Origin of the sequence: Natronorubrum halalkaliphilum (genome assembly GCF_009834785.1) — an archaeon.
Classification (GTDB): Archaea; Halobacteriota; Halobacteria; order Halobacteriales; family Natrialbaceae; genus Natronorubrum; species Natronorubrum halalkaliphilum.
In genome coordinates, this window is the sequence record NZ_WUYX01000042.1 from 61,110 (window position 1) to 75,932 (window position 14,823).

Sequence of the window (14,823 nt, forward strand, 5' to 3'; positions counted from 1 at the left end):
CGCGATCAGCCCGCAAAAGTACTCCTCTCCCGAACGGAAGCGATCGCGTGGCGATCCGTCTCAGTGTCCGGACCGCACCCGGGCCCCCGTCGCGTCCGGCGCGGCCAAAATAACCCGGCCCTCGAGCCCGTTGTCGGACAGCGCGTCGCGAGCTGCCGTCTCCGCTTCGTCGGCGTGATCCCGATCCGTCACGCCGTAGACGACGGGCCCCCACGAGGACTGTCCGATGCCGGTACAGACCGGACACTCCTCGAGGGTTTCGACGAGCGTTCCCGCCGGCGGCCGGAAGACGCCACCTTGCGCGTCGGTGTACCAGACGCCGTTCTTCCGGCCGATTTCGGCGATCGCGTTGCCGAAGGCCTCGAGCCGACCTTCCGCCGCGGCCGGTAACAGCTTGCGGGTGACGACGCCGGCGATTTCGTCGGCGACGGCCGGATCGGCGCGCTCGACGACCGTGCGCATACTGGCGTCCTCGTCGGTGCCGCTGCGGCCGGGGTCGGCCTCGGGGACGACGACGAGGAATCGCCAGTCGTCGGGCAGGTCGTGCCGGGCGACGACCGGAGGAACCGTCCAGTCGCCCTCCGCCGGGGGCTCCGTGGTAAAGCGGTTCGTCGGATGGCCGGCGTCGACGACGAAGCCGCCGTCCTCGAAGGTCGCGACGCCGACGCCGCTGCGGCCGCCCCGGCCCATCGCCGGCGCGTGCGCTCGAACGCGGGGCTCGAGGCCGTGTGCCCGCGCCGTCGCGACGAGCACCGACAGGGCGAGCTGGGTGCCGCTGCCGAGGCCGACGTGACGCGGCAGCCGTTCCTCGACCGTCACCGCGACCCCGGAGACGCCCAGCGCGTCGACCGCGCGAGACGCGTACTCCCGGACCAGCGAGTCGTCGCTCTCGACGCCGGCTGCGGGCTCGGCGGTGACCGTCACGCGGGGCTCCTCGAGGCCGACGCCGATGCCGCCGTAGAGTCGTCTGCGAGCGAGCGAGAGGTTCTGGAAGCCGACGTGGAGTCTGGCCCCCGCGCTGACGGTCGCGAGCGTCATGGCTGGCGTTAGGCAACCCCCCGGCAAGGGGGTTTCGACGGTGGCAACGCCTGTCGTCACGAGTGCTGTCGGCGTCGGCGTCGATGTCACCAGGACCCCGCCCACCAGTGGCTCTTTTTTCTCGCTCGTCGTACCGAGGATATGGAACTGAGACGCGCGCTCGAGGCCGACGCCGCCCTCACCTGCGTCGTCGGTGCCGGCGGCAAGAAAACGACATTGTACGAACTCGCTGGCCGGCTGGAGCGCGCGGTCCTCACGGCGACCGTTCGCATTCCGATCTTCGACCGACAGGTGGCAGCGGTACGGGTAACTGAAGAGCCGGTGGCAGCCCTCGAGGGGAACGACGACCTCGAGTGGCCCCTCGGGCTGGTTCCAGCGCGGGAACGCGAGGATCGGTATCTGGGATACGATCCGGCGGTCGTCGATCGGATCGCGGCGGTTCCGGACGTCGATTGCATCCTCGTTAAAGCCGACGGCGCGCGAACCCGACTGCTGAAAGCGCCGGCCGAGCACGAACCCCAGCTACCCGACAGCGTCGAGACGGTGATCGCGATCGCCAGCGTCGACGCGGTCGGTCGGCCGCTCGCGGACGACGTCGTCCACCGGCCCGAGCGCGTGTCCGCTGTGACTGGACGACATATCGGCGAGCCCATCGAACCCGCAGACATCGCGACGATGCTGACGAGCCCCGAGGGTGGGTTGAAGGCCGTTCCCGCGTCCGCCACGTACGTCCCGCTGCTCAATATGGTCGACGACGCGGCCGACCGCTCGGTCGCTCGCGATATCGCCGCGACAGTACTCGATCGGAGCGCGAATACGCACGACCGCGTCCGTCGAGTCGTGCTGACGAGCATGATCGCCGACCAACCGCTGGTCGACATGCTCGAGTGACGCGGCTGGCGACCGATGACCGATCAACTCGAGCCGGACAAAGACCTAAATGTGAATTGGTAGCAATAGCCGTATGAGCACCGACGACGACGGCGTCAACACGATCTGTCCGTACTGCGGCGTCGGCTGCGGTCTCAGCCTCGAGTCGGGCGAGGCCGCGGGCGACGTGACCATCAAGCCATGGTTCGACGCGCCGGTTAACGAAGGCGCACTCTGTGTCAAAGGCGGGGCGTCGACCGAGGTCGTCGCCCACGAGGACCGCCTGACGAGTCCGCTGATCCGTGAGGACGGAGCGCTCCGGGAGGCCACGTGGGACGAGGCGCTCGAGCACGTCGTCGACGAACTCGAGCGGATCCGCGACACCTACGGTCCGGACGCGACGGGGTTTTTCGCTTCCTCGAAGGTGATGAACGAGGAGAACTACCTGCTACAGAAACTCGCTCGCCGGTACGGGACTAACAACGTCGACAACTGCACGCGGATGTGTCACGCCTCGACGGTCTATACCCTTCGGAACAGCCTGGGAGCGGGGGCGATGACCAACAGCATGGCCGACCTCCGCGACCATGGCGACGTGCTCTGGATACAGGGGGCGAACCCGGCCGAACAGCACGTCATCGCCCACAGCCACTACTTCCGGCAAGCGGCCCGCGACGGCGCGACGCTGATTCAGATCGATCCGCACGCGAACAAGACGACGAAGGACGTCGACCGCCACCTCCAGCTCGAGCCCGGAACCGACATTCCGCTGCTCAACGTTGTCCTCGAAACGATCCTCGAGGAGGGACGACTTGACGAGGCGTTCGTCGCCGAACGAACCCGGGGAATCGATCATCTGAAGGCGACGCTCGCCGACTTCGACGCCGAAGCGGCGGCCGAAACCTGCGGCGTCCCTCTCGAAGACATCCGCGAAGCGGCTCGGATCTACGCCGAGGCGGGCAACGCCGCCATCTTTACCGGGATGGGGATGAGCCAGCACCGCTGTGGCGTCGACAACGTCCAGAACGAGGTCAACCTCGCCTTGCTCACCGGCAACATCGGACGACCCGGGACGGGCGTGAACCCGCTTCGCGGCCAGAACAACGTGCAGGGGACCTGCGACGTGGGCGCGATGCCGAACGTCCTGCCGGGCTACCGCGAAGTCGACGACGACGAGGCCCGCTCGAGCGTCGAAGACGTCTGGGGATTCGAGATCCCGTCCGAACCCGGTCTGACGAACGTCGAAATCTCGAACGCCAGCGGCGACTCGGTCCACGGGCTGTATGTCGTCGGCGAGAATCCGGTGATGAGCGAACCGGACGCCACCGAGGTCGAAACCCGCCTGTCCGACCTCGAGTTCCTCGTCGTCCAGGACATCTTCATGACCGACACCGCCGAGTTCGCTGACGTCGTCCTGCCCGCCACGTCGTGGGCCGAACGCGGCGGCACCGTCACCAACACCGACCGTCGAGTGCAACTGATGCGGCCGGCGACGGACGTGCCGGGGAACACGCGCCACGACCTCGAGATCCTTTGCGAGGTCGGGACGCGGCTGTTCGGCGACGCCGCGGGCTTCGACTTCGACGGCCCGGAGGCCGTCTTCGAGGAACTCACCGCGGTCGCACCGATCTACCACGGACTGAGCTACGAGCGACTCGGACGCGAAGGCGTTCAATGGCCTTGCTACGAGCCGGGCGACGAGGGCGACCAGTATCTCTACGCGGAGACGTTCGACACCAACGACGGACGAGGCGTCATTCGCGGCGTTCGACACACCGAGCCCGCGGAAGGACCGGACGAGGAGTATCCGCTCGTCCTCACCACGGCGCGCCTCGAAGAACATTACAACACCGGGACGATGAGCACCCGCTCACCCACGCTGCGCCGTCGGACACCCGAGAACTTCGTCGACATCCACCCCGAGGACGCCGCCGACCGGGGTATCGAGGACGGCGACTACGTACGGCTTCGCTCCCGACGGGGCGAAATCGTCCTCAAGGCGAGCGTCACCGAGGACATCAAAGCGGGCTCGGTTTGGACGACACCCCACTTCTCGGACGCGCGTGCGAACACGATCACGAACGACGTGCTCGACCCGCTGGCGAAGATTCCGGAATACAAGGCCGCAGCGGCGGCTGTCGAGCGCGTCGAGGACGGCCCGGCGAGTGACGGCGAGATGGACGGCGAAACGCCCGACTGATCGCCGGTGACCGTTCGTCCGGCACTTCGTCTCGGAGGGTTCTCCTACCGGCTGGGAAGCCCGCTGGCGATTTATAGGGGCAGAATCCGTAGCGATGATACGTGACAGCCGACGACTCATTCGGCGGCGTCGTCCTCGCCGGCGGCTACTCGACGCGCTTCGGCGAGACCGACAAGGCCGTCGCCGAACTCGCCGGGACGCCCATGATCCGCCGCGTCGCCGAGCGAGTGGCGACGGTCGCCGACGACCTCGTAATTAACTGCCGGGACGAACAATCCGAGGCGATTCGGGCCGCCCTGTCGGAAAGCGACTGTGATCCCCGCTACGCGACCGACCCCGTGCCCGACCGGGGGCCGCTAGCCGGGATTCAGGTCGGCCTCGAAGCCGTCGACAGGGAGCACGCTGCCGTCGTCGCCTGCGACATGCCGTTCGTGGACCCGACCCTCCTCGAGACGCTCCACGAGCGTTCCCGCGGCCACGACGGGACCGTCGTCCGCCTTGCGGACGGCTGGTACCAGACGACACAGGCGGTCTACCGGACCGATGCGATGACAGTCGCCTGTGAAGACGCGCTCGCCTCCGAGGACGGACGGATCGTCGCCGCCCTCGAGCAACTCGATATCGTCGAGATGTGTGCGGACGACCTCGAGGACGTCTCCGAGTGGACATTCGAGAGTATCGATACGCCGGACGCGCTGCTTGAGGCCGAGCGCTGGCTCGCGGAAACGGAACCGTAAACGACCGATCGAAACCGGGCCGTTACTCACTCCTGCTTCGCGCCGGGGTTCGTCACCGCACCGTTGGCCGCGGAGTCAAACGTCTGGCCGTACTTCGCCAGCACGCCGCTCGTGTAGTTGGGTTCGGGCAGGTCGCGTTCCGCGAGTCGCCGCTCGAGTTCGTCGTCGGAAAGGTCCACCGACAGTTCGAGTTCGTCGATATCGATGGTGACGGTGTCGCCGTCCTGGAGTGCCGCGATGGGGCCGCCGACGTAGGCTTCGGGCGCGACGTGGCCGATGGAGAACCCGCGGGTAGCGCCGGAGAATCGGCCGTCGGTAAAGAGCGCCACGTCCTCGGCGTGGCCCTGGCCGGCGACCGCGCTCGTGACGCCGAGCATCTCCCGCATGCCGGGGCCGCCCTGGGGGCCCTCGTTGCGGATACAGAGCACGTCGCCGGAGTCGACGCGGCCCTCCTGGACGTACGCCATCGCGTTCTCTTCCTCCTCGAAGACGCGGACTGGTCCCTCGTGACGGAGGTGGTCCTCGCCGGTGATCTTGATGACCGCGCCGTCGGGCGCGAGGTTCCCCGTGAGGATGCGGATGGCACCGCGCTCGTGGATCGGGTCGTCGACGGTGTGCAGGAAGTCGGTGTCGAGGTCCGCGATTCGTGGCGGATCGATGCGCTCGAGGGCTTCAGCCATCGTCTCGCCGGTGACCGTCAGCGCGTCGCCGTGGAGCAGGTCGGCCTCGAGGAGTTCCCGGAGGACGACGGGGACGCCGCCGACCTCGTGGAGATCGTTCATTACGCGCGCGCCGCTCGGCTGAAGCTTGGCGATCTTCGGCGTGCGAGCGCTGATCTCGTTGAAGTCCTCGATATCGAGCTCGATGCCGGCCTCGGCGGCCATCGCGAGCAGGTGAAGCACGGCGTTGGTTGAGCCGCCGATGGCCACCTGCAGGGCGATGGCGTTCTCGAACGACTCGCTCGAGAGGAACTCCGAAGGCCTTCGTTGCTCTCGGACGACCTCGACGGCGAGTTCGCCGCTCTCGCGGGCGACGTCGTACCGTTCCTCGTCCTCGGCGGGCGGGGAGGACGAACCGAGCGGTGCGAAGCCGATCGTCTCGGAGATCGAGGCCATCGTGTTGGCGGTGAACATTCCGCCACAGGAGCCGGCACCGGGGCAGGCGTTGCGCTCCATCTCGTCGAGTTCGTCCTCGGACATCTCGCCTTCGGCGACGGCACCGACGCCCTCGAAGACGTTCTGGACTGTGATCTCTCGGCCCTCGTGCTCGCCGGGCATGATGGAGCCGCCGTAGAGGAAGACGCTCGGGAGATCGGTTCGGATGGCGGCCATCATCATCCCCGGCATGTTCTTGTCGCAGCCGCCGATGGTGACGAGGCCGTCCATGCGCTCGCCGAATGCGACCAGTTCGACGGAGTCAGCGATGACCTCCCGCGAGATCAACGAGGCCTTCATTCCTTCCGTTCCCATCGAGATGGCGTCGGAGATGGTGATGGTTCCGAACTCGATCGGCATCCCGTCGGCCTCGTCGACGGCGTCGTAGGCCGATTGGGCCACGTCGTCCAGATGGACGTTACAGGGCGTGATATCCGCGGCGGGGTTCGCGACGCCGATCATCGGCGAGGAGAGATCCTCGTCGTCGTATCCCATCGCGCGGAACATCGCGCGGTGGGGGGCTCGTTCGGTTCCCTCCGTGACCTCCTTGCTCGGCAGGTCGTCGGGTTTGCCATCCGCTGGCGATCGCTGTTCGGGGTGTTGGCTCATACCGTGGAGTTGCCTCGTCGGCGCTTAAAAGCCTCGGATACCGGCACCAGCACCTGATACGTCGCAGTCGAACACCTTCGGTCGACTGCCGCAGACGACGCCGCTCCGGTCTCGCCTCGCCGTAACTCTTCACCCGCTCAAGAACAACGGCTCTCTCCAACACATGCCGTTCGGCGCCCTGCACACGCCCGCCCCTTCGATTTCCTGCACCGGCCTTTCCCGACCCTGTCACAGAGTGACTGACAGAGCAACGAATGTGTAAGTACTGTCTCGAATGTGACTGGCGGGCCAGTACCGCCGACGGCTACACGGAAGCCGAGGTGTCGAAGAAAGCGATCGAACATTTCGTCGAGACAGGCCACACTGTCGATTCGTTACGGCTACCGCCGCCGGTGATTATCGAAAACTGACACGGTCGGTTGGACCTATTTACCGGCACAATCGCAAGGTGGTTCGGGGTTGCTCCCGGGATGACCTCCGACCGACCGTACGGGCCGCGAATCGAGTCGTTCAGGTGCCGATCGGATCAGAACGGCGGCGAGTTCGGAATCTCGGTGTCGTACTCGCCGATCGGTCGGACGCCGAGGCCGTGGAAGTCCGGCGTCGGGGTCTCGTCGTCGTCGAGTTCGTCCTCGGAGTAGTCGTCGATCGGATCGGGTTCGACCGTCGTCACGATGTCTCGGCTCTCAACGTCGAGAACCGAGAAGCCGGGCGTGACACCGGTCGCGGCGTGGGGGTCACCCGACTGCGGCGCGGGGCCGCGCAGGGTGACGAACATGTACTCGCCGTCCGGCGAACTCCACATGATGTCCGGGGAGTCGCGCTCTTCGGGCTCTTCGGACTGGTGTTCGCCGTACGCGTCGATCTCGTCGATGACGTCGTCGGTCTCGGGGTCGACGACGACGCCGTCGTTGGTTTCGCGGTTGAGCACCCACAGCTCCTCGCCGTCGGGCGTGAACCAGAAGCCGTGCGCGTCGATCCCTTCCGTGCTTTCGCCGTCGACGATAACCTCGTCCTCCGCGGTGTCGTAGACGTAGTAGTCGCCGACGCCCTCGTCGTCGCTGGACGGCAGTCCGGCGGTGAGGTAGAACTTCTCTTCCGTCGGGTGTGGCATCGTCCCGCAGTTCGTCGGCAGTTCGTCGCCGGAAACCGCGTGGTCGACGGTGAAGTCGTCGTGGTCGACGACGACGAGCGCGCCGTCGTGATAGCTCGGGCCGAGCGTGTGCAGCGAGCGCCCGTCGTGGGCGTACTGGTGACAGATCGGTGCCCCCTCTTCGATTCCAGCGTCGAGGACCGTCTCGTTCTCGCGCAGGTCGATTTCGTCGGTAACATCGAACTCCTCGCTCTCGAGGTCGGCCTCGACGCGGACGATGGCTTCCTCGCCGATCGCGTCGACGTGGATGTAGTCGTCGTCGGGCGAGAACGCAGCCATGTGTGAGCCGGCGCCGGTGTCGATGTCGGCGACCAGTTCGTGATCCTCGGTTCGGAAGACGAGCGTCCGCGCGCCGGCCGTACAGGCGATGGCGGCGTACTCGTAGTCCGAACTGTAGTCGATCATGTGCGGGACGATCCCCTCGTCCGGGAGCCCCTCGAGTCCGTTCAGGTCGATGGATTCGGTCTGGTCGAACTCGTCGTTGCCCTCGCCGGGTTCGTAGATGTGGACGTTGTCCCGGCCCTGATCGAGCGCCCAGATTTCGTAACTGAGTTCTTCGGTTTCGCCGTTTTCGCCGCCGTTTTCGTCGCCGTTCTCCTCGCCGTTTTCGTCGCCGTTCACGTCCTCGTCATCGCCGTCCCCAGCACAGCCGGCGAGTGCGACTGCGCCAGCAGTAGCACTTCCCATCAGGAACATTCTGCGAGTTGCGTCTGTTGGCATATGGTTATACTCCGAACTGCTTCCCCAAAAGTTTGCGGGTTTCAGGCCTTCTCCGTGCTGAATTCGGCGTTTGGACTATAGACTCAGGCAACAATTGACTCCGTTTTCGACGGCGGGAACGCCGTTCCGTTAGCTCCGGCCGTTCCCCGACATATCACGGCGCTTTATCAACGAATATGGGGATTATATTGCCGCTATCTATGTCGCCGCCAACGTGATAGATATCTCTCCCTTTCATCTTCCACCCGTTATCTCACAGTAACAGTTGACCTCGTGACTTCGAAGCACAAAACCACAATTAGCCGCTCTGGTGTGCGCGATCGCGGGGATACTCAATTAACGGCTTTCATCCACTGGGCCCGTCACCCTCGTCGCTCGAGAATCCGATCGATGATATGTCTCGTCGACAGTATCTCGTCCTCGCCGGTCGGTTCGCGTCCGCTCGCGCGTTCGACCGCACAATCGATGCCGCGGCGCTCGAGTTCCGTCTCGATTGCCTCGGCGTCGTGGTGCTGATCGTGGCCCAGCGCGATCACGTCGGGGTCGATTTCTTCGATCGGAACGAAGATGTCCGCCTCGTGGCCGAGGATCGCCTCGTCGACGGCCTGGAGTGCGCCGACGACGTCCCGCCGCTGCGTCGCGGGACAGATCGGTGCTTCCTTGTGGTCGACGTTCGCCTTGCGCGCGACGATGACGTACAGTTCGTCGCCCATCGCCGCGGCCTCCTCGAGATAGTGTACGTGGCCGGGATGGAGGATGTCGAAGGTCCCCTGGGCGATAACGGTTCGAGTCATTCGCGCCTCCCGGGTGCGGCCGCGTTCATCGGCGACCAGTTTTTCGCGGGGACGGTTGGGGATTCCGTTCTCGTTGCTGTCGTCGCTGTTGTCGCTGCCGGCGTTATCGCCGCTATCGCCGCTGTCGGCCGATCGGTCTCGGCGCTCGGTCTCATCGTCGTTTCACGGATCGTGCCGGTAGTCGTCTCGAGCATCATACTATCGTCGGAGGTCGTCGTCGATGTCCGCCTGCGTGAAATCGAAGAAATCCTCGGTCTCGGGGAGCTCTACGTCCATCACGTTCAGCTGCGTGCGCTTGCCCTGTGAATCGAAGGCCTGCCAGTCGCTCCGTCGGTAGGGTGCCCCGATGATGATGTGGACGCTGCCTCGACCGAATGTTTCCAGATCCGCGTCGCTCGGTCTGATAACCCCGTTCGGGTGGGAGTGGACGCTGCCGAGTGCCTTCACGTCGTTCGGGATCTGACTCGTCTTGACCGTCGCACTGACGCTGTTTGCTTCGGTGCCGGGAACCACGAGGATATCCGTGATGACCAGCCCCTCTCGCTCGAGTCCCAGTCGGTCCGCCTCGGTGCCGCGGAGAAACCCCATGTACTCGTTCGGGTGGGACGCCTCCGAGGACTCGATGGCGAACTCGAGCGTCTCCTCGGCGATCCCGAGAATCTCACTCGAGCGAAACAGCGCGTCGAACAGCCCCATATCACGACCTGCGGGCTTGCGGTTGCTAAACGTTCCGATAGGGGTGGCTGAGCTGGCGAGTGTATGCGGGCGGCTGAGCTGGTAGCGATACCTGGTGTGTCGGAGGGGGCCGACAGGAATACGCGGCTGGCTGAGACGGCAGGACTATCTAGCACACAATCAAGATAATTGAAACGTCAGCCCGCTCAAGGACGCCCCGCGGTTACGTCCCGAATGCTCCCCTCTCACTATCGTAATTATCAATGATTGATTCCGGCAGTCACGCGGCCGTCCGGATCCGCTCAACGCATCATTGCGGGGCGCTTTTCCGGGGGCTGTTCGTAGTCGAATACATGTCATTAGACGATGATTCGCTGGCGTATCACAGCGACGATCCACCCGGAAAAATCGAGATCCGGACGACGAAATCGACGAGCACGCAGCGGGATCTCTCGCTCGCCTACTCGCCCGGCGTCGCCGCCCCGTGTCGAGAAATCGCGGAGCGGTCGAACGACGCCTACCAGTACACGGCGAAGGGGAACCTCGTTGGCGTCGTCTCGAACGGCTCTGCCGTCCTCGGACTCGGCGATATCGGTGCCCAGGCATCCAAACCCGTCATGGAGGGGAAAGGCGTGCTGTTCAAACGCTTCGCCGACATCGACGTCTTCGACATCGAACTGGACCACGACGACCCCGACGCGTTCGTCGAGTCGGTCGCGGGCATGGGGCCGACCTTCGGCGGGATCAACCTCGAGGACATCACCGCGCCGGACTGTTTTCGAATCGAAGAACGGCTGCGCGAGCGCATGGACATCCCGGTCTTCCACGACGACCAGCACGGCACCGCGATCATCACCGGCGCGGCGCTGTTGAACGCCGCCGAAATCGCCGGGAAGGACCTCGAGTCGCTCTCCGTGACGTTTGCCGGCGCCGGTGCGGCAGCCATCGCGACGGCGCGGTTCTTCGTTTCCCTCGGCGTTCGAAAAGAGAAGATCACGATGGTCGATGTCGACGGGATCCTGACCGAGGAGCGCGCGGACCGCGGCGATCTCGACCCCTACAGCCGCGAGTTCGCTCGCGACGTCCCCGAGGGGGAACTGGCGGACGCGATGGTGGACGCGGACGCGTTCGTCGGGCTCTCGGTCGGCGGCATCGTCTCGACGGAGATGGTCCAATCCATGGCCGGCGATCCGATCGTCTTCGCGATGGCCAACCCCGACCCCGAGATCGACTACGAGACGGCGAAGGCCGCACGCGACGATACGGTCATCATGGCGACCGGTCGGTCTGACTACCCGAATCAGGTCAACAACGTCCTCGGTTTCCCCTTCATCTTCCGCGGCGCACTCGACGTCCGGGCGGCAGAGATCAACGAGGCGATGAAGGTCGCAGCGGCGGAGGCTATCGCGGAACTCGCCAGACAGGACGTCCCGGACGCCGTTCGCAAGGCCTACGGCGACCAGCCGCTCCAGTTCGGCCCGGAGTACATCATTCCGAAGCCGCTCGATCCGCGGGTGCTGTTTGAGGTGGCACCCGCGGTCGCACGGGCGGCCGTCGACAGCGGTGCCGCCCGAACCGAGATCGACCTCGACGCGTACGTCGAGCGCCTCGAGGCCCGGCTCGGCAAGTCCCGCGAGATGATGCGGACCGTCTTCAACAAAGCCCAGAACGAGCCGAAGCGGCTCGCGCTGGCCGAAGGCGGCAACGAGCGAATCATCCGGGCGGCGGCCCAGATCGAGGAGCGAGGGATCGCCCGACCGGTGCTGATCGGCGACGAAGACGAGATCAGGCGGACGGTCGCGAATCTCGGTCTCGAGTTCGTCCCCGAGGTCGTCGATCCGAGCGCGGGGGAGTACGACCACTACACCGAATCGCTCTACGAGCGCCGCCAGCGCAAGGGGATTACGCGCACCGAAGCGGCGGAACGGATCCGGGACAGCAACTACTTCGCGTCGGTGATGGTCGATCAGGGTGACGCCGACGCGATGTTGACCGGGCTGACGAATCACTACCCCTCCGCACTGCGACCGCCGCTGCAGGTGATCGGCACCGCGCCGGACACCGACTACGCCGCGGGAGTCTACATGCTCACGTTCAAGAACCGCGTCGTCTTCCTCGCGGACGCGACGGTCAATCAGGATCCGGACGAGGACGTCCTGGCCGAAATCACGTGCCACACCGCGGATCTCGCCCGACAGTTCAACGTCGAACCCCGCGCCGCGTTGCTCTCTTACTCCGACTTCGGGAGCGTCGACAACGAGGGCACCCGGAAGCCTCGCCGAGCGGCCCAGCGGCTTCGCGAGGACTCGAGCGTCGAGTTCCCGGCCGATGGCGAGATGCAGGCCGACACCGCGGTCGTCGAGGAGATGCTCGAGGGCAGCTACGAGTTCTCCGAGTTAGACGAACCGGCGAACGTCCTCGTCCTGCCGAACCTCGAGGCGGGTAACATCTGCTACAAACTCCTCCAGCGCCTCGGCGGGGCCGAAGCGATCGGGCCGATGCTCGTCGGGATGGATCGCCCGGTCCACGTGCTGCAACGCGACGACGAGGTCAAAGACATCGTCAATCTGGCAGCCGTCGCGACCGTCGACGCCCAGAACGAGTGATCCTCCCGGTCGGGCCGATGTGAAGGCCGGTCGTGCTGTTGGGCCCGTCATCGTCGGAGACGTCCGCAGAACCCATGCGTTCTGCCGGGCAGCACAACCCGGTGATTCCCTCGACGGCCGCGAATTTGCGACCGATTTTCTCGTGACTGCTGTCCGATAGCAGAACCGACGACTGGGGCCGGTTCGTCCACCGTTCGTTCTTGACAAGGGTTATACGCGACCGTCCCAAACTACGGTTCAAGATGACACGTGAGTCCGCCGGGGAACCCGGCGCAGACGACGGGGATTCCGTCGTCTACGATCTCGCTGCTGAGTGTACTGCAGAAGATGTTGAACACGATCGGTCGTATCTCGCCGAAATCAACGGCATCGTCGACTACGGTGTCTTCGTCGATCTCTCCGAATCGGTTTCCGGTCTCGTCCACGAGTCGGTCCTCGAGGGCACCTTCGCCGTCGGCGACGAACTCGTGGTCGAACTCGAGAGCGTCCGTGACAACGGCGACATGGCCTTCGAGCCGGTCGATGTCGACGACTACTCCCTCGAAGCGGTCGCCCACGATTACAGCCTGACCGGTACGGACCGGCTCAAGGCGAACATCGGCGACCAGATCCACCTCGAGGGCGAGGTCGTCCAGGTCAAACAGACCGGCGGCCCGACGATCTTCCACATCGCTGATGAGTACGGCGTCGTGCCGTGTGCCGCCTTCGAGGAGGCCGGCGTCCGCGCCTATCCGTCCGTCGAAGTCGGCGACATCGTCCGCGTCACCGGCACGCCCGAACGCCGCGAGGGCTCGGTCCAGATCGAAGTTGACGGCCTCTCGAAACTCGAGGGCGACGACGCCGAAGAGGCCCGGGAGCGACTCGAGGCGGCCCTCGAGAAGCGCGCCGAGCCCCACGACGTCGAACCGCTGATCGACTGGCCGGCGTTCGAGAAGCTTCGACCCAACCTCCAGGAGGTCGCGAAGCTGCTCCGTCGGACCGTCCTCGAAGGGCGGCCGATCCGCGTGCGCCACCACGCCGACGGCGACGGCATGTGCGCCGCGGTCCCCGTCCAGATCGCACTGCAGCGATTCATCGCCGACGTTCACGAGGACGAGGACGCGCCGCGACACCTGATCAAGCGTCTCCCCGCGAAGGCGCCGTTCTACGAGATGGAAGATGCGACCCGTGACCTCAACTTCGCGCTCGAGGACCGCGAGAAACACGGCCAGCAACTGCCGCTGTTGCTCATGCTGGACAACGGCTCGACGGCCGAGGACGTCCCGGCCTACGAGACGCTGGCCCACTACGACATCCCGATCGCGGTCGTCGACCACCACCACCCCGACCCCGAGGCCGTCGAGGACTTACTCGACGCCCACGTCAACCCTTACCTCCACGACGAGGACTACCGGATTACGACGGGGATGCTCTGCGTGGAACTCGCGCGGATGATCGACCCCGAAATCACCGACGAACTCCGCCACGTCCCCGCGGTCGCCGGGCTCTCGGACCGCTCGAAGGCCGACGCGATGGACGACTACCTCGCACTCGCCGACGAGGAGGGGTACGACGAGGATCGCCTGCAGGACCTCAGCGAGGCGCTGGATTACGCCGCCTTCTGGCTGCGCTACAACTCCGGCGATCAACTGATTCAGGACCTGCTCCAGATCGACTCGAACGACGAGGATCGCCACCGGGAACTCGTCTCCTTCTTCGCCGACCGCGCCGGCGAGGAGGTCGACGAACAACTCGACGCCGCAATGTCCCACCTCGAGCACGAGGACCTGGACAACGGCGCTCACCTCTACCGGATCGACGTTGAGAACTACGCGCACCGATTCACCTACCCCGCACCCGGCAAGACGACCGGCGAGATCCACGACCGCAAGATCGAGGAGACCGGCGACCCGGTCATCACGGTCGGCTACGGCCCCGACTTCGCCGTCCTCCGATCCGACGGCGTCAGACTGGATATCCCGCAGATGGTTTCGGAGCTCGAGGAAGAGATCCCCGGCGGCGGCGTCTCCGGCGGCGGCCACCTCGTCGTCGGCTCGATCAAGTTCGTCAAGGGCAAACGCGAGGAAGTGATCGACGCCTTAGTCGAGAAGATGGAAGAGGCCGAGATCGACGAGGCGCTCTCGAGTGCGGCCCCGATCGACGACTGATAACAGATAACTGAGAGCTGGCGGTTAACAGCTAGCGAGCGTGTCATAGAAAGCGTCACGTACGAAGCAGCAGGGTGTGGAAAGTGTGTCCAGCACAACCACAACCCTGCAAGACGTTGC

General features: G+C 65.4%; 10 protein-coding genes. 5 read left to right on the forward strand and 5 right to left on the reverse strand.

What is annotated here, in order from left to right:
* Window positions 1–60 precede the first annotated feature (60 nt).
* The gene (locus GS429_RS14060) at window positions 61–1,038 is read right to left on the reverse strand and encodes a beta-ribofuranosylaminobenzene 5'-phosphate synthase family protein (RefSeq protein ID WP_160065995.1); all 978 of its coding nucleotides are present in this window, start codon (window positions 1,036–1,038) and stop codon (window positions 61–63) included.
* A 141-nt stretch (window positions 1,039–1,179) separates the two neighbouring features.
* Here GS429_RS14060 and yqeC point away from each other — a divergent pair, with 141 nt between their 5' ends.
* The 3 genes from yqeC to mobA all read left to right on the forward strand — a co-directional run bounded on the left by yqeC (window position 1,180) and on the right by mobA (window position 4,845).
* On the forward strand, window positions 1,180–1,929 hold the full coding sequence (gene yqeC / locus GS429_RS14065) for a selenium cofactor biosynthesis protein YqeC (protein ID WP_160065996.1): 750 nt from the start codon (window positions 1,180–1,182) through the stop codon (window positions 1,927–1,929).
* A 73-nt stretch (window positions 1,930–2,002) separates the two neighbouring features.
* Window positions 2,003–4,108 (forward strand): formate dehydrogenase subunit alpha, encoded by a 2,106-nt coding sequence (gene fdhF / locus GS429_RS14070; RefSeq protein WP_160065997.1) that lies wholly within the window; start codon window positions 2,003–2,005, stop codon window positions 4,106–4,108.
* A 101-nt stretch (window positions 4,109–4,209) separates the two neighbouring features.
* Window positions 4,210–4,845 carry a molybdenum cofactor guanylyltransferase gene (gene mobA, locus GS429_RS14075; protein ID WP_328821401.1) on the forward strand — a complete coding sequence of 212 codons (636 nt, stop codon included), beginning with the start codon at window positions 4,210–4,212 and terminating at the stop codon, window positions 4,843–4,845.
* Window positions 4,846–4,871: 26 nt separating this feature from the next.
* On the opposite strand, the gene ilvD is transcribed toward mobA, so the two are convergent.
* The 4 genes from ilvD to GS429_RS14095 all read right to left on the reverse strand — a co-directional run bounded on the left by ilvD (window position 4,872) and on the right by GS429_RS14095 (window position 9,971).
* Window positions 4,872–6,608, reverse strand: a complete 1,737-nt coding sequence (gene ilvD / locus GS429_RS14080; protein WP_160065998.1) for a dihydroxy-acid dehydratase — start codon at window positions 6,606–6,608, stop codon at window positions 4,872–4,874.
* A gap of 526 nt (window positions 6,609–7,134) precedes the next feature.
* A complete protein-coding gene (locus tag GS429_RS14085) occupies window positions 7,135–8,481 on the reverse strand; it encodes a YncE family protein (protein WP_160065999.1) in 1,347 nt (448 codons plus the stop codon).
* A 362-nt stretch (window positions 8,482–8,843) separates the two neighbouring features.
* Entirely contained in the window at window positions 8,844–9,275 is a 432-nt protein-coding gene (locus tag GS429_RS14090; RefSeq protein WP_160066000.1) for an FAD synthase family protein, read from the reverse strand.
* Between the two features lie 198 nt (window positions 9,276–9,473).
* Window positions 9,474–9,971: a Mov34/MPN/PAD-1 family protein gene (locus GS429_RS14095; RefSeq protein WP_160066001.1), complete on the reverse strand. Its 498-nt coding sequence runs from the start codon at window positions 9,969–9,971 to the stop codon at window positions 9,474–9,476.
* A 332-nt stretch (window positions 9,972–10,303) separates the two neighbouring features.
* Between GS429_RS14095 and GS429_RS14100 the strand changes: the two genes are divergently transcribed.
* Window positions 10,304–12,556 carry an NADP-dependent malic enzyme gene (locus GS429_RS14100; protein WP_160066002.1) on the forward strand — a complete coding sequence of 751 codons (2,253 nt, stop codon included), beginning with the start codon at window positions 10,304–10,306 and terminating at the stop codon, window positions 12,554–12,556.
* 242 nt (window positions 12,557–12,798) lie between these two features.
* Window positions 12,799–14,703, forward strand: coding sequence for a Hef-associated nuclease (gene han, locus GS429_RS14105; protein WP_160066003.1), 1,905 nt, complete (start codon window positions 12,799–12,801; stop codon window positions 14,701–14,703).
* The last annotated feature ends 120 nt before the right edge of the window (window positions 14,704–14,823 follow it).